The sequence below is a fragment of the Polymorphospora sp. A560 genome (assembly GCF_045781765.1).
Lineage (GTDB): Bacteria > Actinomycetota > Actinomycetes > Mycobacteriales > Micromonosporaceae > Polymorphospora > Polymorphospora lycopeni.
In genome coordinates this window covers 7794730-7820417 of sequence record NZ_CP122282.1, presented here as the reverse complement: position 1 = coordinate 7820417, position 25688 = coordinate 7794730, and the positions used below count along the sequence as shown (strand labels likewise).

Here is a 25688-nt window from a genome sequence, read left to right as displayed (position 1 = left end):
TCAGATGGGTGATCTGGTGTACGCGGGATGCCGCAGAGGTGAACGCACTGCTACGGTCTCCACCGTCACCCCTTACATCGTCATGCTCCGTTCCATGCCGTCACGGTCGGCCGGAGCAGGGACAGCGCGTCCGCCGGTGGAGTCGCGCCTCCTTTGAGGAGTTCGGGGGTGCCGAACGGCGATGTGGAGAAAGGACGGTCAGCGATGTCCGCTGGCAAGACCTGTGACTGCGCGTGACGGCTGGTTAGTCGGCCCGGTCCGGCCGGCGCTGACCGTGTTCGCCGTCGGTGCGTCAGTCCGAGGTGGAGGACGCGGCACATGATCGCCCTGCGGGTCTACCGCATGCTGCCGTCCCCGGTGCGGCGCCGACTGGTCCAGATGCTTCCCGCGCACCGACGGATCAGCCTGGTGGGCACCATCGTCAGCCCCCGCGGCAGTGCCAAGCTCCACCAGATCGGATCGCGGGTGACGGTCGACGACGACGGCGTCCGGACCCGGGCCGAGGTCGTCGCGGCGGCCACCCCGCTGGAGATGTGGCACCGCAACCTGACGGCCGTCACGACCGCTCTGGACGTGGCCGGCATCCGCTACCACTGCCTGCGCAACGACGATCACCTGCGCAGCACCGTCGCGGTCCTCGCCGACAAGCGCGACGCCGTCGGCCGGATGCTCCGCTCCGCTCCCGTGCTGTCGGGCGCCCACGTCCGGACGGTGCAGGTGCAGCCTGGTCGGCACCAGCCCGACCTGGCGCCGACCGAAGTGTTCGAGGTGTGGTTCCCGGTGACCGACGCCCGGGCGGAGCTGGTGCTGGGCTCGCGGTTCGCCTGCGAGATCGAGTTCTGGACGCGTGACGGCGACGTCGTCCGGGCCCCCCGGCACAACGCGGTGATCGACGAGACGCCCGCCGAGCCGGAGCCGGTTCGGGTCGCCGCGGCGCTGCTCAGCCACTTCGTGCCGGAGGCGGACGATCACACCTACGGCACCCGCCGCGACCTCGCCGTCCGGGCCTTCGACCGGGTGGGTTTCCCGATCGACGCCGTCTACACCTGGGTCGACGGGGCCGACCCGGCGTGGCTCAAGCGGAAGGTGGCCGCCCTGGGCGCCCCCGACGGGGCGCTGCACCCGGTGGCCGCGAACGAGTCGCGCTACTACAACCGCGACGAGCTGCGGTTTTCGATGCGGTCGCTGCACAGCTTCGCTCCCTGGCTGCGGCGCATCTTCCTGATCACCGACAGCCAGCTGCCGAGCTGGCTGGACCCACACCACCCGCTGGTCACCGTCGTCTCGCACGCCGAACTCTTCGCCGATCTCGGCGGGCGGTCGTCGTTCAACTCGCATGCCATCGAGTCCCGGCTGCACCGCATCAACGGCCTTGCCGAACACTTCCTCTACCTCAACGACGACGTCTTCCTGGGGCGTCCGCTGCTGCCGACGCACTTCTTCCACGCCAACGGGATCGCGAAGTTCTTTCCCTCGCCGGCCCAGTTCGGGCTGGGCGAGGCGAGGTCCACCGACCTGCCGGTGAACGCCGCCGGCAAGAACAACCGTCGCCAGATCCAGCGACAGTTCGGCGTCACCATCACACAGAAGATGAAGCACACGCCGTTCGCGCTACGGCGCAGCATCATGCACCAGATCGAGCAGATGCTGCCGACGGAGGTGGCCGAAACCGCCCGGCACCGGTTCCGTCACCACGGGGACCTCTCCATCCCCTCGTCCCTGCACCAGTACTGGGCGTACCTGTCCGGGCAGGCGGTTCCGGCCGACATCGAATACGAGTACGCCGATCTCGCCCACCCCTCGACACCCGCCCGCCTCGCCGAACTCCTGTCCCGCCGGCACCGGGACGTGTTCTGCCTCAACGACACGGATTCGGATTCTCGAGCGATGGCTCAGCAGGAGAGCATGCTCGCCCACTTCCTCCCCCGCTACCTGCCTTTCCCGGCGCCGTTCGAACTGCCCGACGACGTGGTGGCCGAGCGGCGGAAAGTGGGCGCGACCGAACTGTGGCGCAGGTCGTCCCGAGCTGTCCCGGGCCAGCGGCGGGCCGCTCCCGTCGACGCGCCCACCCTGCCGAACAACCCTCTCGACACGGTCGGGTCCTTCACGGCGGTCCTACGGCAGCCGGACGGCTGATCGACGGACCCCGCCCGGGTCCGTATCACGATTTCGTATCCCATTCTCAGTGGAGCCCAGAGTGGTAAGCCCTGCCCGCCAGGTCACGATCATCGTCCCGGTCTACAACGTCGCGGATTACCTGCCCGAGACGCTCGATTCGATCGCCGCGCAGACCGTCTTCGCCCAGTGCCATGTCATCCTGGTCGACGACGGCAGCACCGACGGCTCCGATCTGCTGGCCAAGCAGTTCGCCACCGAGCACCCGAACGTGACCGCGGTCCAGCAGGAGAACAGCGGACCGGGCGCAGCCCGGAACCGGGCGCTGGACATGGCCGACACCCCGTACGTCGCGTTCGTCGACTCGGACGACCTGCTGCCGCCGCGCGCCATCGAGGTGCTGCTCAAGGCGATCGTGACGCACAAGGCGAGCATCGCGGTCGGCGACATGGACACCTTCCCGAAGCCCACCACGTTCCTGTGGAAGAAGCCCTTCGGCAAGGGCGACCGGCTCCTGGAGACGGTGGTCGACGCCCCGGATCTGATCTTCGACGCCGGGCCGTGCCACAAGATCTACGATCTCGCCCAGCTTCGCGCCCACGGGCTGCGGTTCCGGGAGGGAGTGCACTTCGAGGACGCCTTCCTGGCGGTTCCCATGCTGCTCAAGGCGGAGCGAATCGCCCTGGTGGACGAGGTGGTCTACCAGTACCGCAAGCGGGAAGCGGCCAGCTCCATCATGGACAACCTCTTCGTCCGGAAGCAGAACTTCTGGGACCACCTGGAGCTCTGTGACACCCTGGCGGGCCTCCGTCCGGAACTGGACGTGTTCCGGCGCGAGGTGCTGGAGCGGTTCCTGGTGCGCAGCTACCAGGGTTTCGCGATGCGTGCACACGGGGTGTTCGAAGACGCGGACCTGTGGAAGATTTTCGAGAAGCTCATCCGGATCTACCAGGACATCGATCCCTCCTTCATCGCCCGGTGGACGCTGGACACCCGGCACCGGGTGGCGTACCTGGCGGTGAAGTCCTATGACTTCGAGTTGTTCGCCCGGCCCGGGGAGCGGCTGCGGGGAGTCGTCGCCTGCGGTGGTGACCTGTACCTCGACTACCCCGTCACGCCGGCACTGCTACCGCTGACCCGGGTGACCGCCGTGTCGGCCCGTCTCGAGCAGGCGAGGCTTTCCCCCTCGGGGGACGTACTCAAGCTCTCCGGACATGTCGTGATCAACGGGCTGCCGATGCGCGGACCGATGCGTACGCCGTTGGGGCTGCGGGTGCGCGGCAGCGGCCTGACGGTGCCCGTCGTCCAGGAACGACGCCTCGACCTGAAGGCCGCTGACGAAAGTCATGAGTGGAGGGGATTCTCCGCGGAGATTCCCGTGAGCCAGCTACGCAACGGTCAGCACAACCTTCGACTCGTGTTCCTGAGCGAGACCGGGCAGGCGTCCCGGCAGTGTCAGATCTCCGCCGCGTTCCTGCGGGATGCGAACACCAAGGTCGCGGGCGACACCAGGATCCTGCCCACCTTCACCGGGCGGGAGGACGCGGCGCTGCTGGTCCAGCGTCAGGCCGGCCCGACCGGACGGCGCAAGTGGCGGAACATGATGGTGCGCAAGGACCTGCGGCACATCGCCGCGCGGGCCCCGTTCTGGAAGCAGCGCCTGCTCCGCCTGGTCACCGCTCCACTGATGGGCCGGCGGGACATCTGGCTGATCGGCGAGCGTAAGGACACCGCCCAGGACAACTCGTCGCACCTGTTCCGCCATCTGCGCCAGGTGGAACGTAGGCGGAACGTCTACTACGTGCTGACGAAGGACAGTCCGGACCGTCATCGGCTGCGCGACCTGGGCAATGTCGTCACCTACGACTCGTTCCGGCACAAGTTCCTGATGCTGCACACCACGAAGCTGATCAACTCGTACGACATCGACGCCTACATGCTGCCGACGCGATGGGAACGCTCACCCTTCCTGAAGCACCTGAACTGGCGGATCGGATCGTCCCGGGTCTTTCTCCAGCACGGCGTCATCGAGAAGGACGTCAGCGCCGGTCTGCACCGCGGCCGGGGCTCCTTCGACCTCTTCGTGACCTCGGCCCATCGTGAGGCGGAGTACGTGTCGACGGACCTCGACTACGGCGACCTGGTGAAGACCACCGGGCTGCCACGGTTCGACGCTCTGGTGCCCGACCGGGGCCGCCGGCGCATTCTTTTCATGCCCACCTGGCGCACGTATCTGGTGACCCCGTCGTACAACAAGGCGGCCCGTCCCCGGGTGGCGTTCCAGGGATCCGCGTACCAGGTCTTCCTGTCGGAGTTGTTCGGCAGCGAGCGGCTGCGGCAGGCCCTGCGCGGGCACGGCTACGTGCTGGAGTTCCTTCCGCACTACGAGATGCGCTCGCTGCTGACCGACGTCGTACCGGCCGACGACTGTTTCGCGATGGCGGACCAGACGACCCGCACCGTGCAGGACGCGCTGCGCCAGTGCGACCTGTTCATCACCGACTACTCCTCCACCGCGGTCGACGTGGCGTATCTCGGCACTCCGCTGATCTACACACAGTTCGACGCCGAGGAGTTCTTCACCATCGGCGGCTACAAGAAGGGCTACTTCGACGCGCGGGAGGACGGGTTCGGCCCGGTCGCCGAGACGGCGGAGGAAACCGTCGACGCGATCGTCCGCTACCTGGAGAACCGGTGCGTTCGCGAGGAGAAGTACTCGCGCCGGGCGGCTGACTTCTTCGCCGTCCAGGACCGCAACAACTGCCAGCGGGTGGCCGCCGCGATCGCGGCGCTGCCGGGGCCGCAACGGTGAGCCGGCGGCCCGGCCGGATCGGAGGACGCGGATGACTGACGGAAGCGCCAACCCGCCCGAGACCCCCCGGGCCCTGGCCGAGCCGTCGGGCCTGGTGAACGTCTACCGTCGGATGCTCAGCCCGCAGACCCGGCGCGCCATCGCGACGAAGGTGAGCCCGCAGGCCCGTCACCAGCTGAAGCAGTGGGTCGCCAGGGTCTCCCAGGACACCCAGATGGCGGGCCGGCACGCCGACCGGCTCGCCCGACGGCATCCGGAACTGCTCGCCGGCGGCGACCGGGCGGTGGTCACGGCGGACCGCGCACCCCGCATCGCCCAGGTCGCCGCGGACGCCACGCCCTTGCGTGCCCGGATGGCGAACCTGGCTTCGGTGACGGCGGCGCTCGAGGAGGCGGGCGTGGAGTACTTCCGCGTCCGCGGCCGGTCCGACCGGTCGTCCGTCGTCGCCGTCGACGCCGCGGACCGCGCCCGGGTGTATGCCGCGCTGGCAGACCGTTGCCGCCAGGCCCCCGGTTACGTCACGGTCCCACGGGCCAGCGGCGAGCAGCCTCCGGCCGCCGGGTTCGATCCGAAGGTCTGGGAGCGACTGGCCGACGCCACGGTGCTGCGGCTGACCTGGTACCTGACCGATCCACGGCAACGGCTGGTGCTGGGCCAGGCGTACGGCTGCGACGTCGAGTTCTGGACCCGGCAGGATGAGGCACTGGTCGCACCCCGACGCAATCCCGTGGCACAGCGGGTCGCGGCGTCGGCGCCGATCGAGCCTGGCTCCGAGTCCCTCTTCACCGGCATGGTGGCCGCGACCGACCCCGCCCCCGCCCCCGCCCGCACCCGGCCGGAGTTCGCCGGTCGGCTGCCGGACGACGTCACCTTTCCGATCGACATCGTCTACACCTGGGTCGACGGCACCGACCCCGACTGGCTGCGCCGCCGTGCCGAGGCAGCCGGAGTTCCCTACCACGCGGAGGCGGCGAGTGCCGCCCGGTTCCTCAGCCGGGACGAACTGCGCTACTCGCTGCGGTCGGTGCACCTGTTCGCACCATGGGTACGCACCATCTATCTCGTGACCGACGACCAGGTGCCCGGCTGGCTGGATCCGTCCGTTCCGGGCCTGCGGGTGGTCAGCCACCAGGAGATCTTCGCCGACCCTTCGGTGCTTCCGACGTACAACTCGCACGCGATCGAAAGCCAACTGCACCACGTCGACGGGCTCTCCGAGCACTTCCTCTACTTCAACGACGACGTCTTCCTCGGCACCGACGTGTCGCCCCAGGACTTCTTCCTGGCCAACGGCATCTCCAGGTTCTTCCCGTCACCGGCGCTGGTGCCTCCGGGCCCCCCGAACGCCGACGACATCCCCGCGTCCGCGGCCGGCAAGAACAACCGCGCCCTGATCGCCGAGCGTTTCGGCACGGTGCTCTCCCGGAAGATGAAGCACATGCCCCACGCGCTACGGCGCAGTGTGCTGTACGAGATCGAGGAGACCCTGCCGGTCGAGCACCAGCGGACCGCGGCGAATCGTTTCCGCAGCATGACGGACATCTCGATCGCCTCGTCGCTGCACCACTACTACGCGTTCCACACCGGGCGGGCGGTGCCGGGCGAACTCGAATACACCATCGCGGAGCTGTCCCACCCCGACACGCCCGCACGGCTGGCGCACCTGCTGGCCCACCGTGACCGGCATGTGTTCTGCCTCAACGACGCGTTCTCCACAGAGGAGGACCTGGCCCAGCAGCTCAAGATCCTGACGCCCTTCCTGGACACCTACTTCCCGGTGCCCAGCCCCTGGGAGAAGGCCTGAGCACCGATGCGGGAACCGTGCGGCGGCCCGACCGATACGGCCGGGCCGCCGCCCGCGCGGGTCACGTCCGCCCCTACGGCTGCCGTTCGGGTGCCACCGCCGACACCGTGGACGGGACCTCACGTACCGGCAGGCCGAGCCGTTCGACGGCGGCGTCGATCAGCTCCTGTGTGGACAGCCGGAGGTCGAGCACGACGCCCTCCTCGTCCGGCCAGAGCGGCTCCAGGGTCGCGGTCTGCGAGTCGAGCAGGCTTGCCGGCATGTAGTGGCCGGCACGCAGCGACATCCGCTCCCGGATGACCTCGGTCGGCCCGTCCAGGTGCACGAAGTCGACGCCCGGCGGCCCCTGCCGCAGCACGTCGCGGTAGGTGCGCCGCAGCGCCGAGCAGGCCAACACGGTCGACACGCCGTCGCGGTGGCGGTCCGCCATCCAGTCGGCCAGGGCGCGCAGCCACGGCCAGCGGGCGTCGTCGTCCAGCGGTACGCCGGCCCGCATCCGGGTCACGTTGGCCTCGGAGTGGAACTCGTCGGCCTCGGCGAAGGTCAGCCCGGTCAGCGCGGCCACCCCCTGGGCGACCGTCGTCTTTCCGGCACCGGACACGCCCATCACCACGACGTGCCGGGTCGGCGGTAGGTCACCAGTCATGGACGGTGCCGTCCTTGAGCCGGTTGAACGGCAGGTACGCCGGCTGGTACGGGAAGCGCGCGGCGGCCTCCTCGTCCAGTTCGACACCGATGCCGGGCTGGGTGCCGGGGTGCAGGTAGCCGTCGGTGAAGGTGAACGACTGGCGGAACACCTGGTTGGTCAGTTCGCCGTGCCGCATGTACTCCTGGATACCGAAGTTGTGGATGGCCAGGTCGAGGTGCAGCGCGGCGGCCATGCCGACCGGCGAGATGTCGGTCGGGCCGTGGATGCCCGACTTGATTTGGTACTGGGCGGCGAAGTCGAGCAGTTTGCGCATCGCGGTGATGCCACCGGTGTGGGTGACCGCGGACCGCACGTAGTCGATCAGCTGTTCCCGGATGAGGGTCTGGTAGTCCCAGACGGTGTTGAAGACCTCGCCGATGGCGAGCGGCGTGGTGGTGTGGTGGCGGACCAGCCGCAGCGCCTCCTGGTTCTCCGCCGGGGTGCAGTCCTCCAGCCAGAACAGGTCGTACGGCTCGAGGGCCTTGCCGAGCTTGGCGGCCTGGATCGGGGTCATCCGGTGGTGGCCGTCGTGCAGCAGCGGCAGTTCCGGTCCGAACTCGCTCCGGACCGCCTCGAACACGCCGGGCAGGTGCCGCAGGTACGCCCGGGTGTCCCAGTCCTCCTCGGCCGGCAGCGGGATGCGCTGGGCCGGCTCGTAGTCGTAGCGCTTGCCGTCGATGCTGGGCTGGGCGGCGACGCCGTACACGGCGTTGATGCCGGGCACGGAGGTCTGCACCCGGATCGCCCGGAAACCGAGGTCGAGGTGGGCGCGGATCGAGTCGAACAGTTCCGGCAGGTCGCGGCCGGAGGCGTGGCCGTACGCCATGGCGCCGGTGCGGGAGGCGCCGCCGAGCAGTTGGTAGAGCGGCATGCCGGCGGCCTTGGCCTTGATGTCCCACAGCGCGACGTCGACCGCCGCGATGGCCGCCATCGTGACCGGCCCCCGCCGCCAGTACGCCGAGCGGTAGAGGAACTGCCAGGCGTCCTCGATGTTGTGCGCGTCCCGCCCGAGCAGCAGCGGCACCACGTGGTCCCGCAGGTACGAGGCGACGGAGAGTTCGCGCCCGTTGAGTGTGCCGTCGCCCAGCCCGGTGATGCCGTCCTCGGTTGTGATCTTCAATGTCACGAAGTTGCGGTCCGGGCTGGCGACGATGACGTCGGCGGCGACGATCTTCACGAGAGGTGCCTTTCTCGGGGTGGTGCTCAGCGGAGGGTGGTGCCGGCGACGCTGCCGGTGATGAGGGACAACTCGTCGCGGCGGGGCAGGCCCTCCCAGTCGCCGCTGGCGACGACCGCGAAGGCGCCGAGCGCCACCGCGCGCCCGAGCCGGCCGGTGAGGTCCAGCCCGTCGAGGTGCCCGGAGAGGTAGCCGGCGGTGAACGCGTCGCCGGCCCCGACGGTGTCCACGGCGGTGACGGGCACCGCCGCGACGGGCGTGACACCGTCGCGAGTGTAGGCCCGGGCGCCGTCGGCGCCGAGCTTCACCAGCACCGTGTGTACGCCTCGACGGAGCAGGCCGGCAACCGCGGTGCCCTCGTCGGCACCGGGTTCGGCGACCAGGTCCAGTTCGTCGGCGGAGGCGACGACGATCGACGCGTACCCGGCCAGCGGGACCAGGGCGGCGCGGGCGGCTTCCCGCGACCAGAGCCGGGCCCGGTGGTTGACGTCGAGACAGACCGGCGTGCCCACGGCCGCCGCCTCCCGCGCCACCCACGTCACGGCCTCGCGGGCGCTGTCGGACAGCGCCGGGGTGACCCCGCTCAGGTGCACCAGGCGCGGCCCGGCCGCGAGCGGTCCACGCAGGTCGTCGACGCCGAGCGCCGATCCCGCCGACCCGGCCCGCTGGTAGATCACCCGGGTCAGGTCGGCGGTCCGCCGCTCCAGGAACATCAGGCCGGCCGGCCGGTCCGGGTCACGGCGGACCCCGTACGTGTCGACCCCCTCGGCACGAAGCTGGCGCAGCACGAACTCACCCAGCTCGTCGTCGCTGACCCGGCCGACCCAGGCGGCCCGGTGGCCGAGCCGGGCCAGTCCGATCGCGACGTTCGACTCGGCGCCGGCCAGGTGCATGGTCAGCGACCCGCCGAGGTTCAGCGGGGCGGACGACCGCAGCGACACCAGCGCCTCGCCGACGGTCAGCACGTCGACGCCGCCCAGGCCGGCATCCGGCTCGGGCGCGGGCCGGCTCGGGGCGGCGGTGAGGTCGCTCATGGTCGGGTCGCGGCGACGAAGGCCCGGGCCCGCTCGCGCAGGGCGTCGACGTCGCCGCCGGACGCGGCGTCACCCACCAGCGGGCCGCCGACCCCGACCGCGATCGCCCCGGCCGCCAGGTAGGCGGGCAGCTCGGCCAGGCCCACCCCGCCGACCGCGACGAACGGGATGTTCGGGAACGGGTCGCGCACCGCCTTGAGGTACGCCGGCCCGCCCACCGACGCCGGGAAGAGCTTGACCGCGCTGGCGCCCTGCCGTACCGCCGCGTACGCCTCGGACGGGGTGAGCGCGCCCGCGGCGACCGGCAGGCCACGGCGGGCCGCCTCGCCGATCGACTCGACCACCGCCGGGGTCACCACGAACTGGGCGCCGGCAGCGGCCACGTCGGCCACGTCGGCGGCGGTCAGCACGGTGCCGGCGCCGACGAGACAGCCCGCCGGGGCGGTCGCCCGGATCGCCTCGATCGCCTCGCAGGCGCCGGGGGTGGTCAGCGCCACCTCGACGATCGACACGCCCTCGGCCAGCAGGGCGGTGCCGGCCGCGATCGCGGCGGCGGTGTCGGTGCCCCGGATGATCGCCAGCAGGCGGGTCGCGGCGAGTTCGGCGGTGAGGTCGACAGTCATGATCACCATTCCGCGTAGGAGCCGTCGAAGTGCCGGAACGTCGGGCTGCGCCAGGCGTGTCCGCGCTTGTCCGCCGCCCGTACCGCCTGCTCGTCGATCTCGATGCCCAGCCCCGGCGCGGTGAGCCGCTGGACGTACCCGTCGACGAAGTTCAGCGGCTGCTGGTCGACGCAGTAGTCGAGCACCTCGGCGCCGAGGTTGTAGTGGATGCCGATGCTCTGTTCCTGGATCAGGTAGTTCGGCGTGGCGAAGCCGACCTGCAGGCAGGCGGCCAGGGCGATCGGGCCGAGCGGGCAGTGCGGGGCGAGTTGTACGTCGTAGACCTCCGCCAGCGCGGCGATCTTGCGTACCTCGGTGATGCCGCCGGCGTGCGAGAGGTCCGGCTGCGCCACCGCGATGCCGGCCTGGAGCACGGGCAGGAACTCCTGCCGGTTGTAGAGCCGTTCCCCTGTGGACACCGGGGTGGTGGTCGAGCGGACGAACTCGCCGATCAGGTGCGAGTTCTCCGGGACCACCGGCTCCTCCAGGAACAGCGGCCGGTACGGCTCCAGCAGCGGCGCGACCCGGCGGGCGTTGGCGAGGGTGAACCGGCCGTGGAAGTCGACGGCCACGTCCCGCTCGTCGCCGAGCACCTCGCGGGCGGCGGCCACCCGGGCCACCACCGCGTCGAGTTCGGCGACGGAGGCGACCGGGCTCATCCGCCCGGAGGCGTTCATCTTCACCGCGGTCAGCCCGGCTTCCACCCGGGCGGCGATGTGGTCGCGGACCTCGTTCGGCTCGTCACCGCCGACCCAGCCGTAGACCCGGATCCGGTCCCGCACGGGCCCGCCGAGAAGCTGGTGTACGGGGGCGCCGTACCGCTTGCCGGCGATGTCCCACAGCGCCTGGTCCAGGCCGGCGACCGCGCTGGCCAGGATCGGGCCGCCCCGGTAGAAGGAGCCCTTGGTCATCACCTGCCAGTGGTCCTCGATCCGCAGCGCGTCCTGGCCGATGAGCACCTCGCTGAGCTGCTCCACGGCGGTGCGGACGGTCTCGGACCGGCCCTCGCAGGTCGCCTCGCCCCAGCCGACGAGTCCGTCGGTGGTCTCCACCCGGACGAACAGCCAGCGGGGCGCGACGAGGAAGGTCTCGACGCGGGAGATGATTGTCATCGTCGATCAGCCCTTCGTCGCACCGGCGGTGAGGCCGGAGACGATGTACTTCTGCACGAACAGCGCGATGACCATGATCGGCAGGGTGACCACGGTGGTCGCCGCCATCAGACCGCCCCAGTCGATGCTGGCGTACCCGACGAAGTCGAAGATCGCCACCGGCAGGGTCTTCGTGTTCGCGCCGGAGAGCACCAGGGCGAACATGAAGTTGTTCCAGGAGAAGATGAACGACAGGATGCCGGCGGTCGCGATGCCCGGCACGGACAGCGGCAGGGTGATCCGGCGGAACGCGCCGATGGGGGTCAGCCCGTCGACCTGGGCCGCCTCCTCGAGTTCGTCCGGCAGGCCGTCGAAGAAGCCCATCATGATGTAGACGATCAGCGGCAGCGACACGAACATGTGGCTCAGGATCAGCACGCTGAAGCCGCCGACCATGCGCAGGTTCGAGAAGACGTAGTACCAGGGCACCAGCAGCGAGACGCCGGGGATGACCCGGGCCATCAGCACCACGAGCGCCGACTTCTTCATGTTGAAGCGGCTCATCGAGTACGCGGCCGGCACGCCGAGCAGCAGCGACAGCGCGGTCGCCGCGAAGGCCACCCAGAGGCTGTTGACGATGAACTGGACGTAGTTGGCCTGTTGCAGGACGGTGCCGTAGTTGTCCAGGGTGGGCGTGAAGATCAGCGCCTTGCTGGAGTCGTAGATGTCGACGTTGGTCTTGAACGACGCGGCGACCATCCACAGCAGCGGCGCCACCAGCGAGAGCACCACGAGGACCAGCGCCACCGCGCGGAAGACCTTGAACCCGGAGCGTGCCTTCATCGGCCGGCCTCCTGCTTCTTCTTGCGGTAGGTCAGCGCCCACATCGAGCCGATGATGATCAGGAAGAACAGGATCAGCACCGTCGAGGAGAGGCCGTACTCGTTGTAGTCGAAGCTCAGCCCGTAGGCGTACACGTTGAGGGTCTCCACCTCGTTGAACGAACCGCCGCCACGCCCCTTGGTGGCGTAGAGGATGTCGAAGGTCTTCAGCGCGTCGATACCGCGCAGCAGGACCGCGACGATCACGGTGGGCATCAGCAGTGGCAGCGTGACGTGCCGGAACCGCTGCCAGGGGCTGGCGCCGTCGATCATCGCCGCTTCCTGCGGCTCGTCCGACAGCGAGGTCAACCCGGCGAGCAGGATCAGTACGACCATCGGCGTCCACTGCCAGATGTCGATGAAAATCGTGGTGGGCAGCGCGGTGTGCTGCCCGGCCAGCCACGGCTGCGGGCCGATGCCGATCCAGCCGAGCGCCTGGTTGGCCAGCCCGATGTTCGGATCGAAGATGAGCCGCCACATCATGCCGACGGCGACCGGGGTGGCGACCAGCGGCAGGAGGATGGCGACCCGGACCCACTTCTCGCCCTTGAACGGCCGCCACAACAGCAGGGCGATCGCCATGCCGAGGACGACCTCGAAGAGCAGCGCGACACCGGTGAACGCGGCGGTACGCCCCACGGCCGGCCAGAACCGGTCGGTGTCACCGAGCACGTCGATGTAGTTCCGCAAACCGATGAACTCCGACTCGGCGCGGACCGAGCCGGACGAGTCGGTGAGGCTGAGGTAGATCGTCCAGCCGAGCGGGAAGATGATCAGCGCGACGACGAAGGCCATCGCCGGGGCCGCGAAGAGCCACTTGCGATGGTCGTTGGCCCAACGCGCCCAACCGGGCGTGTCGGGCATGACGGAGGCGTCACTGGGCGCCTTGCTGGGGGCGGTTACAACTGCCATCAGATCTCCGTGGTGGGAGCCCGGGCGGGGTGGTGGGGCAGTTGGCCCCACCACCCCGCGCTCGGAACTAGCGGGCCTCGTCGTCCAGGAACTTCTGGAACGCCGCGTTGGCGGTCTCGGCCGACGCGGCGGCGTCGCCACCGGTGATCGCGTCGACGATCGGCTGCCCGACGATCTCCCGGGCCTGCGCGACCCGCTCGACGACCGGCCGGTCGTGGCCGACGCCGTTGGCCAGGCTCACCGTGATCGCCTCGGCCATGTCGGCCGGGTAGGTCGAGATGCCCTCCGGGTTGTCCCAGACGGAGGTCCGGGCGCCGGGGACGCCGGCCTTCTGCTGCTCCAGCGTCTGCGCCTTGCCGGCCGCCCACTCGATGAACTTCCAGGCGTTGTCCTGGTTCCCCGAGGCGTCGTTGAGGGCCAGGCCCCACGACGGGATGTTGTACGGCTTCGAACCGGCCGGGCCGGCCGGCATCGGCGCGAACCCGACGGTCTCGGCGACCTTCGACTTGCTCGGGTCGGTGGCGTTCTTGTAGAGCGAGTTGGCCTCCGGGTAGAAGGCGGCCTGGCCCTGGGTGAAGATCGCCATCGCCTCGGACCAGCTCATGTCGGTGCTGACGTTGGCCGGCCCGTTCTCGCGCAGCAGTCCGCCGTAGAAGGCGTACGCCTGCTTGGCCGCCTCGGTGCTCACCGCGGCGTTGCCGGACGCGTCGACGAAGTCGCCGCCGAAGCTGTACAGGAAGCTGGAGAACTGGGTGACGGCGGCGGCCTTGCCGGTCCGGGCCACGAAGCCGGCCACACCCGGGTTGTCCGCCTGGATCTTCGTCGCCTGGGCCTTCAGCTCGTCGAGCGTGGCCGGCGGGGCGCTGAAGCCGGACTTCTCCAGCAGGTCCTTGCGGTAGTAGAGGACCTGCTGCTCGGTGATGATCGGGATGCCGACCAGCTTGTCCTCGTGGGTGGTCGCCCCGACCGGGGTCTCCTGGAAGTCGGCGAAGTCGAAGTCGGCGCTGTCCTTGGCCCGGTCGGTCAGGTCGGCGAGGTACCCGTTCTTCGCGAACAGCCGGCCTTCCTGCAGCGGCCGGTACATCATCACGTCGATGTCGCTGGAGCCGGCGTTGAGCTTGACGTTGTACTGGTCCGAGAGCTGGTCCTCGCCGAGCTGGGTGACCTCGACCTTCAGGCCGGTCTGCTGCTCGAACTCCGGGATCACCTTCCGGATGTTCTCGGTCCACACGTGGTTGACCAGCGTCACCCGCACGGTGTCCGATTCGCCGCCGCTACCGCCGCCGCCACAGGCGGACAGCGTCATGGCGGCTACCACCGCCAGAGATGTCCCGATTATCGATCGACGTCCCACGTCCGTCTCTCCTTCTGTGCTGGTCGCCACCCGCGGGGGATGGGCGTGTCACCGGTCGCCACCTCGGGGGACGGGCGCGACCTCAGCGTTTTACATCCGCTTAACTTCGGGATGCTAGGCCGAAAAAGCAGACTTATACAAGGGGGAGACCTGACTGATATGCTCTGACGCGTGAATCTGCCGTCCTCGGGGGTCGCTCCCACCCAGACCGCTCCCATCGAGGCCGGCCTGCACGGACGCGTCCTCGACCACCTCGGCACCGCCATCTGCGGCGGCGACCTGGCCCCCGGGGCAGTGCTCAACATCGATGACCTGGTCGACCGCTACGCGGTGTCCCGCTCGGTGATCCGCGAAGTGCTCCGGGTGCTCGCGTCGATGGGCTTCATCGAGACCCGTCGGCGGGTCGGCGTCATGATCCGCCCGGCCGGTCACTGGAACGTCTTCGATCCCCAGGTGATCCGCTGGCGACTCGCCTCGGCCGGACGCATCGCCCAACTCCGCTCCATCACCGAGCTACGTACGGCCGTGGAACCGCACGCCGCCTGGCTCGCCGCCCACCGCGTCAGCCACGACGAGGCCAGCGACCTGGTCGGCCTCGCCGCCAAGATGTGGGCCGCCGGCAAGGCCGGCGACGAGGACCGCTTCCTGGGCCTCGACATCGAGTTCCATCACCGGGTGCTGCGCGCCTCCGGCAACGAGATGTTCGTCAAGCTGCAGGACCTCGTGGCCGAGGTGCTCGCCGGGCGCCACCACCACCACCTCATGCCACACCAGCCGCACGAGCAGGCGCTCCAGTTGCACGCCGACGTGGCACAGGCGATCCAACGCCGGGACGGGGACGGCGCCCGCCGGGCCATGGTGCAGCTCATGGAGCAGGCGTTCGACGAGATGGCCTCGATGTGGGAGCAGGAAGGCGCCACCGGGCGGCACCCCTTCTGACAGCGGCGCCCGGTCGGCAACGCGTACGGCCCGCCCGACGGGCCTGCCGGTCGGCGGTGCCGACAGGCCCGGTGCGTCCGTCGGGGTCAGGCAAAGATCAGGTTGGTACCCCTCACCGTGATGGGGATCTGGCTGTAGTACACGTAGTTGTAGCCCGGGGTGTGGAGGGCGCCGGGGCAGGCGCTGTCCGGGACGGGGTCCGAGCCGGCGGTGATGGTGCCGAGAGCGTTCACCTTGCCGTCGGTGCGGTAGGCGACCACCGGGCCGCCGCTGTCGCCGGGAGCGACCGCGCACTGTCCGCCGGTGTGGCGGGCCTGGATCAGTGGCCCGACCATGGCGCACGGGATGCCGGCGATGGTGGTCAACAGGCCGGTCGCGGTGATCTGGACGCTGTTGCGCTCGCCGCTGGTGGCTCCGCTGGTGGTGACCCAGTTGCCGACGCGGTTGGGGACGACGCCACCGACCGCCACACGGTTGTTCGAGTAGGGGTCGCCGGTGTAGACCCTGCCTGCCGAATAGGCGCCGCCGATGATCATGGTGTCCTGGCAGGTGTCCTTGCTCTGGATGCTGCCCAACCAGACGCCCGCGCCGGTGTAGGCACTCTGACCGTTCTCGCCGCAGTGTCCGGCGGTGAGCATCGCCGAGTTGGGTCCCAGGAAGATCGCGAAGCCGGTGGTGCACTCGCCGATCGGCGTCCGGAACCGACTGCCACCGACGTACAAGGGGACGTCGGCCTGCCGGTTGTAGGTGGCGACGGGCTTCTCGCCGGCCACGACGGTGACCGGGACGGTGGAGTCGCGTACCGCACGCGCCGCGCCGGCTCTTGCGCTGTCTCCGCCGCTGACGGTGAGCTGGATGCCGCTTCCGTCGACCTTCGGGATGGCGTTGACGACGTTCGGCACGGTGGTGAGCCCGCGGGCCGCGTTCGCCAACTCGGCCTCGGAGAACCGGGCCGGCAGCAACCTCACCGGTACGTCGTGGTTCAGGTCGGCGATCAGCGAACGCACCTCAGTTCCGGCGTCACCCTTCCAGTAGACCCGCAGCTCGCGGTTCTCCGGAGCGGCCACGAGCCCGGCGAAGCCGGCGTTCTTCGCCGCCTCCACCTTGTCGGCGGCGGCGTTGAGGCGGGTCTGGACCTCGATCAGTTCCGACCAGGTGGCGAACCCACCGGGTACGGCGCCGGTCGGGACGGGCTTGGCGTCGACGGCTGATGCCGCCGATGTCGGGCTGGTGAGCGACGCGGCGACAAGCACCGCCACGCCTGCGGCGACAAGTGCACGATGCAGAATCGCGCGCCTGCTCGAGGGCTGTGATCCGATCATCTGTGCGGCCTCCTACAACGGAATCGCGGCGGCCGACTGGCCACCACAGCTTCGGAGTGTTCCGCTTCGACAACACAAAGTCACTCTGCGTAATGATTCTTTCGCATGTATTCGCGGTTGTCGTGGAGGGCGATTGTCCCGATCTTGATCGGAGCGTATATGTCCAAAATCAACATGGTGGTGCGCCGCGGGCGTGATCGCGGCCTTCGTGGTCGCCCTTTCCCCAGGCCAGTTCGGGGTGGGACACTGAGCCGTGTCGAGCGATGGCAGCCAGCGACCCCCGGAACGCCACGGCGCCGGGCCGGTCCTGCCATGATCGCCGGCCACTGGGACCTCGTCGTCGCCGGCGGCCGGATCGCCGGTGCGGCCACCGCGTGGGCACTCGCCCCGTACGCGGAGAGGATCCTCGTCGTGGACGCGTCGCGCCCCACCGCGTTCTGGCCGCAACAGTCCACCTGGGACCGGACCGGCAACCTCGCCTGGGCCGAACTCGGACTCCTCGACACCGTTCTGGCCTGCGGCGCCCCGCGCACGTACGGCGACACCTACCGGGTCGGCGACGAGGTCGTCGAGCGGGTGTATCCGCTGGAGGACGAGTACTCGTACCGGATGAGTGTTTCCCGTGAGGTGCTGGACCCGGCGCTGCTCGCCGCGGCCCGTGGCCGTGGCAACGTCACCGTCCTGCGGCCGGCCCAGCTGCGCGACATCGCGCTCGACGCCGGCGGGGTGCGCGGGGTGACCGTCCGGCATGCCGGGGTCGACCGCGAGATCACCTGTGACCTGCTGGTGCTCGCCGACGGCCGGCTGTCGCGCAACGCCGAGCGGGTCGGTGCGGCGGCCTACCGGGTCGTCGACTCGCCGTGGTTCGCCCTGCTCGCCTACTACGAGAACCTGCCGCTGCCGACCGATCGCTCGTACTTCTCGTTGCAGGACCGCAGTGTCCTCATCTCGACCCCTTGCGGCGACAAGCAGTGGTGTGTCGCCCTGGACCTGCACCAGAGCCTGATCGACGAGGCCGGCGAGCATCCGGCGCGCATGTACGACCGGATGGTGCGCGCGGATCCGCACGTCGGGCCGGCTGTCGAGGCCGGGCGGCGGGCCACGTCGGTCGGCGGCGCCGGCCGGATGCGGATGCTGCGCCGGCCGATGAGTGGACCGGGCTGGTGCCTGGTCGGCGACGCCGGCTACCACCTGGATCCGGTCACCGCCCAGGGCACCCGGGCCGCCCTGCTCACCGCCCGGATCCTGCGGGACCGGGTCGCGGCCGCCGGGCGGGTCGGGGCGGCCGACCTCACCGGCCTGACCGAGGAGCGGGACGCGGCTCTCGAGGACGACTGGGCCTACACCGAGCAGATCGTCGCCCCCGGATAGTCGGCCGGGAAGCCGCGCCGGTCGGGAGCGCCCGGGAATTGCCGATACCCGAAGTCGATCGATTTACCTCTATCTAATCGGCGGTCGCCCGGCGAGTCTGTCCCTACCGGTTCCACCACCCGAAGGGGGCACTCATGACGCAGATCCGCGCCGGATACCGGCGCGCCGCGGCCGCGGTCGGCGCCGCGCTGATCCTCACGGCCGTGCCGATCGGCACCTCACCGGCGTTCGCCGACAACCAGGTCGAGGCGTTCACGGCCGGCGCGAACGGCCTGCTCTACAAGTCCACCGGCGGCACACCGGCCGTGGTGCACGGTGACCTGTTCGCGCCGCCCGGTGCCGGCGTCGCCACCATCCGGTTCGCCAGTGGCGGCATCACGGCGTTCGCGATCGGCGTGCACGGCGGTCTCGTCGCGTCACGGACCGTTTCGGGCGGCGCCGGAGGGCCCGGCGTCTCCATCGAGGGCCCCTACGGCATGGCCCCGCCCGGAGCCCCGATAGCCGCCGCCGGCCTGGACGTCTTCTTCGTCGCCCGCAACGGCGCCGTCTTCAACAGGTCGTACCGGAGCACTGCCCCGGCCGGGCCGCAGCAGGTCACCGCGGCCGGCATCGCTCCACCCGGCGCGGTGGTCGCCGCCATCCCCGGCACCACCCCCGGCGTCGCATTCGTCGGCACCGACGGCGCACTCCGCGTGGTCCGGTCCAGCGGCACCGGCACCTGGACGACCGCCCCGGCCAGCCCACCGAACTTCGCCACCCCCGGCGGCGGGCTCGCCGCCACCTCCGCCGCGGCCGGGTTCGTCACCGGGCTCGACGGACAGATCTGGCAGGTGAGGCTGACCGGCGGCCCGTTGCCGGACCCGTGGGCACCGGTCGCCGTCGCCGGCACCGGGGCCGCACCGGCCGGGGCACACCTCGCCGTGGCCCAGTTCACCGGCGGCCCGACCATCGTGGTGTTCGCCGGCCACGACGGTGCCGTCCGGGCCACCTCGAACGTCGCCGGAACCTGGCACGAGCCGACCGCGGCCACCGCGGCCGGCGTCGCCATCCCCGGAAAGCCGGTCGCCACCACCATCCACGGCGACCACCTCGACGGCGACTGGTGCGGCAACGGCACGGCGTGGCAGATCCGCATCCCGAAGCCGACTCCCCCGGTGGGTCCTTATCCCGAGCCGTGGAACGCCACCACGCTCTCGTTCCAGGCCCCCAACATCCAGCCCGGCGGACACGTCGCCAACGTCCTGCGCTAGCGCTACGCGGTCGGCCGGGTGCCGTTGACGGTGACCCGCTGGCCGTAGCGCGAGTGCGGGTAGTAGTCCCACACCGCGTGGTGCTGGGTGCAGCGGTTGTCCCAGAACACCAGCGTGTTCGGCGTCCAACGGACCCGGCAGCTCAGGATCGGCTGGCCGGCGACGTGGTTGAAGAGCATGTCGAGCAGCGCCCGGCTCTCGTGCCGCGCCAGCTGCACGATGTGCGACGTGAAGCCGGCGTTGACGAAGAGCAGCTTGCGCCCGGTCTCGGGGTGCCGTACGACGACCGGGTGCTCGCTCTTGGGCACCACGTACTCCGGCGGCGGGGTGTAGCCCTGCCACGGAATCAGGCCGTCGTGGATCGCGGTCAGCCCGTCGAGGAACGACCGCATCGACGGGGACAACATCTCGTACGCCAGGTGCATGTTGGCCCACAGGGTGTCGCCGCCGCTGCCGATCTCCGGCGTCCTGGTGACGTAGAGCATCGAACCCAGCGACGGTTCGGCGTCGGCGGTGCCGTCGGTGTGCCAGTCCTCGCCCGCCACGAACTGCGAGTCCTTGTCGGCGCTGATCTCCAGGATGGCCGGGTCCCCGCCGTCGACGTCGGCGAGCGGCTGCAACCGCAGCTCGCCGAAGTAGCCGGCGAACCGCTTGTGGTCCTCGGCCGACAGCACCTGGTCACGGAAGACCAGCACGTGGTGGGTGAGGAAGGCCTGCTTGATCTCGGCGAGCTGCTTGTCGTCCAGTTCGGTGGACAGGTCGAGGCCGGAGATCTCCGCGCCGATGACCGGCGACAGCGGCCGGGCGGTGAACGTGTCGTAGTGCTCCTGCGGCCGGGTCGTCAGCCGCTCGACGGCGGCCAGTACGTGGTTGTCCATCTCTTTCCCCTCGTGGATCGGTTGTTTCACAGCCCCCGGGCGAGCAGGTCGGCCACGATCAGCCGGCCGAAGGCGAGGTTGCCGTGGATCGGGTCGTCGGGCTCGCACAGCGCGGCGCGTTGCAGGCCGGTCGCGTCGGTGACCCGGGCGCGCAGGTCGACGATCTCGACCCCCAGGTCGACGAGCGCGCGCCGCATGGTCTCCTGCGCCGCCATGAAGACCGCCCGGTCGGCCATGCCCGGCACCCGTTGTGGCGGCAGCACCGCGAGGACCCGTAGCCCCAGGTCGACGGCGTGCCGGTAGAAGACCAGCGCGTCGCGCGCCATCGCGCGCACGATGTCGTCGAACAGCCGGCTGGACAGGAAACCCGCCGGGAACCCGCCGTCACCGGACCGGTAGACGTGCCAGTTCTCGGTGGTGGCGAAGAAGTGGGCGCTCAGCCCGAACGTCGACACCAGCGGGATCGTGAGCTGGCCGATGTCGGCCACGGCCAGGTCGGTGAGAAAACCCCGGTAGAGCTTTTCGACCTCGGCGTCGCGGAAAACCAGACCGTCGGCGCGTACGTCGAAGAAGTCGGCGTTGAAGTCGCGCCCGGAGCCGATCGGGCCGCCGACGAACGGCAGCCCGGCCGCCTTCGCCGCCCGGCCGATCGGCCCGGCGTGCGAGTCGCCGAGGAGCAGGAACCTAGCCGGCGTTGTAGTAGTCGAGGACGGCGTCGTCACAGAGCAGGTCACCCCCGTCACTGGTCCCGGTCGGGCCGACCGGTCGGGCCCCGGCCGATCGCCCCTCGAGCCCGGCGAAGAAGTGGCGCATGACGAAGTCGACACCCGACGGCGTCACCGAACGCAGGTTCGGCTCGAAGAAGACCCCCCGGAACGGGAAACCGGTGATGATCTCGTACGACGGGAAGTAGTCGACGTGGTCGTGTTCCCGCGCCAACTGGCCGGCGGCGGCCCGCAGCACCGACTTCGAATAGGTGGTGGCGACCAGTGCGTGCTCTCCGGTCGCGGTCGCCGTCAGTGGCACCGGCGACACCGTCAGCAGGACGGTCAGCCGGGGGTTGACGGCCCGGGCCAGCGCGACGGCGGCCGACAGGTCGGCGTGCACGTCGGCGACGGTGAAGTTGCGGAACTCGTGCCGGTCGGCGTCGAACGTGCCACGGACCGTGCCGGGGCAGACCGGGAACACGGTCCCGGTGGGCCGGTCCCGCCACGCCTCGGTCAGCCCCAGGGTGAAGATGAGGCAGCCCGCCTCGGCGACCGCGACCCGGATAGCCGCCAGCGTGACCCGCCGGGCGGCCAGCACCGCCTCCGCCGACGCGTGGCCGGCGGGTTCGACGGACGGCCGGTACGGGTCGAAGAACGCCCCGTCCTCGTTCCAGACCTCGTCGGGCGCCGCCACGTCGTCCAGTGCCCAGGCCAGCCACTGCCGCAGCATGGCGGCCGTGTAGATGTTGCCGGTTCGGAACGAGAACTGGCCGTACTGGCGGGCCCGGCGCTCGTCCCCGGTCAGCCCCGGCGGCGGCAACTCCACCTCGCGCCAGTTCATCCCGTACTCCAGCAGCGCGGGTCCGATGTGGCGGGCGAAGCACGAACCGGCGGTGAGGACCGGGTCGTCCGGGTCGACCACGAACTTCGGCGTCCACAGGTCGCCGATGTCCAGCATGTCCGGCTCGGCCACGGCGGTGCGCCAAAAGGACCGTGGCGGCAACGACCGGTACGGGTTCATCGCGCCGCCAGGGGATCGGCGGCCAGCACCTTCGCCAGCAGCGCGGTGATGGTGACCTGGTGCGGGAAGAGGAAGAAGTGTTCGCCGGGGAAGACCTGCCGGTGCAGGGGGCCGCTGGTCTCCCGCGCCCAGCCCGCCGTGCGAGCCGGCTCCACGTGCGGGTCCCGGTCCCCGAGCAACAGGTGTACGGGCAGGTCGAGCGGTGCCTCGGCCCGGTATGTGTAGCGCTCGTCCAGCGCCAGGTCGGCGCGCAGCCCCGGCAGCAGCAGTTCCATCATCTCCGGATCGTCGAGCAGTTCGGGCGGGGTGCCGCCGTAGTCGCGCAGTGCCTCGACCAGCTCCGCGTCGGGCAGGTCGTGCAACGGCTGCTCGATCGACCGGGTCTGCGGCCCCTCGGCACCCGCGACCCACAGGCTTCCCGGGACGGGCCGGCGGTTCCGGCGCAGGGCCCGGGCCACCTCGAAGGCCACGAGCGCGCCGAGGCTGTGCCCGAAGAGGGCGAACGGCCGGTCGGCCCGCTCGGCGACCGCGTCGGCCAGCCGGGCGACCAGTTCGTCCAGGTCGTCCAGCGGTTCCTCCAGCAGCCTGGCGCCCCGGCCGGGCAGTTGCGCGACCCACAGCTCGACGTCCGGGCCGAGCAACCGCTGCCAGGGCAGGAAAGCTGCGGCGTTGCCGCCCGCGAACGGGAAGCAGAACAACCGCGCCGGAGCCTCCACATCGGATGCCCGGCAGAACCATTGATCAACAGTCATCGCGTCGCCTCGTTGATGATGCCGGCCACCGTACGGGCCGTCTCCGGCTCGACGATGCCGTAATGGGTGGTGTCGACGCGATGCCACGATGCCAGCGTGGGCAGATGGGCCCGCCACCGCCGGGCCTGCTCGTCCGGCGCGCCGAGGACCGGCAGCCCGGCCGTCGGGCGGCCCGCCAGCCACAGCCGGGCCGGCGTGGCCGCCAACCTCGGCGGGGTGTGGTCCGCCATGCTCGCCAGGTTGGCCCGGCAGCAGCGGGCCAACCCGTCGACGTACGCCGTCGCGGCCGGGCCGGCACCCGACACCGCCCCCAACTCGTGGGCGAAGAGCGCCTCGAGACGTTCGTCGTCGTACGCCCGGAAGGTCGGGCCGGCGTCCGGTGGCGGCGGGTCGAGCAGGTAGACCTCGTCGGCCGGCTGCCCCTCGGCCTCGGCCCGCGCCGCCATCGCCAGCGCCACCCAGGCACCGAAGGACCAGCCGGCGAGCCGCCAGCGCCACTCGTCGCGCGGGAAGCGCGCCTCCAGCGCGGAGTGGTAGTGCGCGGCCCGCTCGGTCAGCGACCAGGCCGGCTGGTCGGCGTGCTCCAGCGCGGGATCGGCGACGAGGCAGACGGTGAGCCCGGGATCGAGTTCGGACACCAGCGACCGGTATGCCTGGATGTCGCCGCCGACCGGGTGGACCAGGCAGAGCAGCGTCCGGCCGTGGCCCGCCTGCCAGACCTCCAGCGGTACGGCCGAACCGTCGGCCGGGGACGTCTCGCCGAGGAGATCCAGCACCTCGTTCAGGCTCACCCGGTGGCTCAGCTGGGACAGGGCGAGGCCGACGCCGAATCGCTCCTTCACCTCGTCGACCAGATCCAGCAACAGCAGTGAGTCGGCGCCGAGGTCGTACAGCGACGCGGCCGGGTCGAGCCGGTCGACATCCAGCCAGTGGCACAGCCACTTGGTCAGCTCGTCGGTGGCCGACCGGGACGCCACGACCGGAACCGCGACCGGCGCCACGGCCGGCGGGGCGTAGAACCCCCGCGCCTCGTCCAGCGCCGTGGTGCAGACCAGCAGGTGCGGCAGCCGCAGCCGCAGCGCGTCCGCGAACAGCCGCCGGCCCTCGGCGACGGACAGGCCGACCGCCAGGTGCGCCCGGTGCCGGGCGTCGGTCGGCAGGGCGTCCCGGGCGATGCCCACCTCGTGCCAGACGTCCCAGTCGACGACGACCCGCGCCGTGGCCCCGCTCCCGGTCGCGCGGTGCCGGGCGAACCCGTCCAGCAGTCCGTTGGCGGCGGCGTAGTCGAGTTGGCCGACCCCGCCGAACTGCGCCGACATCGAGGAGCAGTAGACCGCGAACGCCGGCCGGTGGTGCGCGACGATCCGTTCCACGAGCAGCGCGCCGCGGATCTTGCCGGTCGTCGCCAGCCGCATCGCGGCCGGGTCCCGCCGGGCGACCAGCCCGCCGGCGGCGACCCCGGCGGCGTGGACGACCCCGTCGACGCGCCGCGTGTACGCGTCGAGCCGGGCCACCAGCTCGTCGGCAGGCGTCTCGGCGAGGTCCGCCGCCACGACGTCGACCCGGTCGGCCCACGGGGCCAGCCCGGCCGGGAGGTGACCCCGGCGGGCCAGCAGGATCACCCGGCAGTCGCCCTGCTCCAGCAGCCACGCGGCGATGCTCCCCCCGATGCCGCCGGTGCCACCGAGGACCACGTACACGGCCGGTCCGGCCGGCAGCGGCGCCGGGCCGGCGGGCGGGCGTACCGGCAACAGGGCCTGCTCCCACCAGTAGCCGTCGCGTAGCGCGAGCCGCCGGGGCGGCGCCGGTTCCACCGGGAGATCCGACCTCGCCGACAGGTCCGCCAGCGCGGACAGGGCCGGCGCCCAGTCCGCCGGGTCGCGGCTCGGCAGGTCGAGCCAGTGGCCGTCGACGGCGGATTCCTGGGGAGCCACCTCGCAGATCCCGGCCAGGAGGCCCAACTCGGGCCGGCGTACGTCGCCGGTCACCGGTTGGGCGTCGTACGACAGCCACCAGGCCCGCACCCGGTGGCGGTCCGGCCGGCCGGCGACCGCCGCCAGCAGCGCGGCCGGCGTGTCGACGCAGGCCCAGTAGGCGCGGTCCAACGAGTCCGGGCCGACCGGTCCGGTGACGGCCAGCGGCAGCGCGTGCAGCCAGTCGATGTCGGCGCCGGCCAGCGCGTCGAGCAGCCGGCGCAGCGAGTCGGGGTCGGCCGGGTCGACCCGGTAGCTGTCCGGTGCCGCCCGGCTGAAACGGTCGGCGGCGACGACGGTCACCACCCGGTCGTAGGCCGCCCCGAACGCGCGTATCGCGGCCGGCGGAACCGGCTCGGCCGCCAGGACGACCAGCGTCACCGGCCGGCGTACGTCGACAGGGCCGGCGTGCCGCCACCGGACCCAGTGCGGCTGGTGCAGCCATTCCGCCTCGGGCAGCCGCGCCGGCCACTCCTTCCCTGCCGGCCCGGCCACCGGCGCGGGCAGCGGTCCGGTCACCGACGACGCCGGATCCGGTCCGGCCGGCGGCGGTCCGGCCGGCGGTGTGGCCCGGGCGAAGTCGAAGTCGGCCAGCTCGAACGACGGCGGCGGGAAGTCCCAGGGAGCCGGTGCCGGCCCGGCCGGCCAGCGGATAGCCTGGCCGGCCAGCCACGCGGCGACCAGCCCCGCGGCCGGCCCGGTGACCTCGACGGGCGCTGCCGCCACGGGCGCCGCTTCGATGGGCACCGCATCCACAGGTGCTGCCTCCACCGGTGCCGCCTCCACGGGCGTCACCTCGGCGGCGGCGGTCCGGAGCCAGGCCACGGCGGCGTCCGCGTCGGCGCACCCGGCCGCCATCCGCCAGCGACCGGCGGGGCGGCCGGCCTGCAGGTGGCGCAGCACCTGCCGGAAGGTGTCGGGCCGGGCCGCGAGGTAGTCGGCGAT

20 protein-coding genes (1 of these 20 running past the window's edge) are annotated in these 25688 nt (G+C 71.1%); 6 read left to right on the top strand and 14 right to left on the bottom strand.

The features are described 5' to 3' along the window. The first annotated feature begins 318 nt into the window (after positions 1-318). The 3 genes from QCD66_RS35135 to QCD66_RS35125 all read left to right on the top strand — a co-directional run bounded on the left by QCD66_RS35135 (position 319) and on the right by QCD66_RS35125 (position 6731). Positions 319-2136 (top strand): stealth family protein, encoded by a 1818-nt coding sequence (locus tag QCD66_RS35135; RefSeq protein WP_375733165.1) that lies wholly within the window; start codon positions 319-321, stop codon positions 2134-2136. A 61-nt stretch (positions 2137-2197) separates the two neighbouring features. After that, positions 2198-4927 carry a CDP-glycerol glycerophosphotransferase family protein gene (locus QCD66_RS35130; RefSeq protein ID WP_375733166.1) on the top strand — a complete coding sequence of 910 codons (2730 nt, stop codon included), beginning with the start codon at positions 2198-2200 and terminating at the stop codon, positions 4925-4927. Between the two features lie 31 nt (positions 4928-4958). Beyond that, a complete protein-coding gene (locus tag QCD66_RS35125; RefSeq protein ID WP_375733167.1) occupies positions 4959-6731 on the top strand; it encodes a stealth family protein in 1773 nt (590 codons plus the stop codon). Between the two features lie 73 nt (positions 6732-6804). Here QCD66_RS35125 and QCD66_RS35120 read toward each other — a convergent pair whose 3' ends face one another. The 8 genes from QCD66_RS35120 to QCD66_RS35085 all read right to left on the bottom strand — a co-directional run bounded on the left by QCD66_RS35120 (position 6805) and on the right by QCD66_RS35085 (position 14482). Then, positions 6805-7377 carry a gluconokinase gene (locus QCD66_RS35120; protein ID WP_357534912.1) on the bottom strand — a complete coding sequence of 191 codons (573 nt, stop codon included), beginning with the start codon at positions 7375-7377 and terminating at the stop codon, positions 6805-6807. After that, positions 7367-8596, bottom strand: a complete 1230-nt coding sequence (gene manD / locus QCD66_RS35115; protein WP_357534910.1) for a D-mannonate dehydratase ManD — start codon at positions 8594-8596, stop codon at positions 7367-7369. Before manD ends, QCD66_RS35120 begins: the two co-directional genes overlap by 11 nt. A 26-nt stretch (positions 8597-8622) precedes the next feature. Further along, positions 8623-9630 (bottom strand): sugar kinase, encoded by a 1008-nt coding sequence (locus QCD66_RS35110; protein WP_375733169.1) that lies wholly within the window; start codon positions 9628-9630, stop codon positions 8623-8625. Then, a complete protein-coding gene (locus tag QCD66_RS35105) occupies positions 9627-10253 on the bottom strand; it encodes a bifunctional 4-hydroxy-2-oxoglutarate aldolase/2-dehydro-3-deoxy-phosphogluconate aldolase (protein WP_375733170.1) in 627 nt (208 codons plus the stop codon). The genes QCD66_RS35110 and QCD66_RS35105 overlap by 4 nt, the downstream gene beginning before the upstream one ends. 2 nt (positions 10254-10255) lie before the next feature. Further along, positions 10256-11404 carry a galactonate dehydratase gene (dgoD, locus tag QCD66_RS35100; RefSeq protein WP_375733171.1) on the bottom strand — a complete coding sequence of 383 codons (1149 nt, stop codon included), beginning with the start codon at positions 11402-11404 and terminating at the stop codon, positions 10256-10258. A 6-nt stretch (positions 11405-11410) separates the two neighbouring features. After that, positions 11411-12226: a carbohydrate ABC transporter permease gene (locus QCD66_RS35095; protein ID WP_375733172.1), complete on the bottom strand. Its 816-nt coding sequence runs from the start codon at positions 12224-12226 to the stop codon at positions 11411-11413. Next, positions 12223-13176: a sugar ABC transporter permease gene (locus QCD66_RS35090; RefSeq protein ID WP_364216286.1), complete on the bottom strand. Its 954-nt coding sequence runs from the start codon at positions 13174-13176 to the stop codon at positions 12223-12225. Before QCD66_RS35090 ends, QCD66_RS35095 begins: the two co-directional genes overlap by 4 nt. Before the next feature lie 67 nt (positions 13177-13243). Continuing rightward, positions 13244-14482, bottom strand: a complete 1239-nt coding sequence (locus QCD66_RS35085; protein ID WP_364216289.1) for a sugar ABC transporter substrate-binding protein — start codon at positions 14480-14482, stop codon at positions 13244-13246. A gap of 219 nt (positions 14483-14701) precedes the next feature. Here QCD66_RS35085 and QCD66_RS35080 point away from each other — a divergent pair, with 219 nt between their 5' ends. Then, positions 14702-15469 (top strand): FadR/GntR family transcriptional regulator, encoded by a 768-nt coding sequence (locus QCD66_RS35080; protein ID WP_375733173.1) that lies wholly within the window; start codon positions 14702-14704, stop codon positions 15467-15469. A gap of 86 nt (positions 15470-15555) precedes the next feature. On the opposite strand, the gene QCD66_RS35075 is transcribed toward QCD66_RS35080, so the two are convergent. Further along, complete coding sequence (locus QCD66_RS35075; protein WP_375733174.1) at positions 15556-16728, bottom strand: hypothetical protein; 1173 nt, start codon at positions 16726-16728, stop codon at positions 15556-15558. A 375-nt stretch (positions 16729-17103) separates the two neighbouring features. On the opposite strand from QCD66_RS35075, the gene QCD66_RS35070 reads away from it, so the two are divergent. After that, positions 17104-18162 (top strand): NAD(P)/FAD-dependent oxidoreductase, encoded by a 1059-nt coding sequence (locus tag QCD66_RS35070; RefSeq protein WP_375733175.1) that lies wholly within the window; start codon positions 17104-17106, stop codon positions 18160-18162. Positions 18163-18296: 134 nt separating this feature from the next. After that, on the top strand, positions 18297-19412 hold the full coding sequence (locus tag QCD66_RS35065) for a hypothetical protein (RefSeq protein WP_375733176.1): 1116 nt from the start codon (positions 18297-18299) through the stop codon (positions 19410-19412). A gap of 2 nt (positions 19413-19414) precedes the next feature. Here the strand turns inward: QCD66_RS35065 and QCD66_RS35060 are convergent, their stop codons facing one another. The 5 genes in view from QCD66_RS35060 to QCD66_RS35040 are tightly spaced (at most 44 nt apart) and all read right to left on the bottom strand, a layout consistent with a single transcriptional unit that may run on beyond the window. Further along, positions 19415-20290, bottom strand: coding sequence for a TauD/TfdA dioxygenase family protein (locus QCD66_RS35060; RefSeq protein WP_375733177.1), 876 nt, complete (start codon positions 20288-20290; stop codon positions 19415-19417). Positions 20291-20316: 26 nt separating this feature from the next. Continuing rightward, positions 20317-21012 (bottom strand): hypothetical protein, encoded by a 696-nt coding sequence (locus QCD66_RS35055; RefSeq protein WP_364216308.1) that lies wholly within the window; start codon positions 21010-21012, stop codon positions 20317-20319. After that, complete coding sequence (locus QCD66_RS35050) at positions 20975-21970, bottom strand: GSCFA domain-containing protein (RefSeq protein WP_375733178.1); 996 nt, start codon at positions 21968-21970, stop codon at positions 20975-20977. Before QCD66_RS35050 ends, QCD66_RS35055 begins: the two co-directional genes overlap by 38 nt. Before the next feature lie 44 nt (positions 21971-22014). Beyond that, positions 22015-22770, bottom strand: coding sequence for a thioesterase II family protein (locus QCD66_RS35045; protein WP_375733179.1), 756 nt, complete (start codon positions 22768-22770; stop codon positions 22015-22017). Further along, a protein-coding gene (locus QCD66_RS35040; protein ID WP_407566941.1) for an amino acid adenylation domain-containing protein crosses the window boundary here: on the bottom strand, positions 22767-25688 show its end. 6249 nt of this gene lie beyond the right edge of the window; the window shows 2922 of its 9171 coding nt (coding positions 6250-9171); its start codon lies beyond the right edge, outside the window — the gene reads right to left on this strand; the stop codon is at positions 22767-22769. Before QCD66_RS35040 ends, QCD66_RS35045 begins: the two co-directional genes overlap by 4 nt.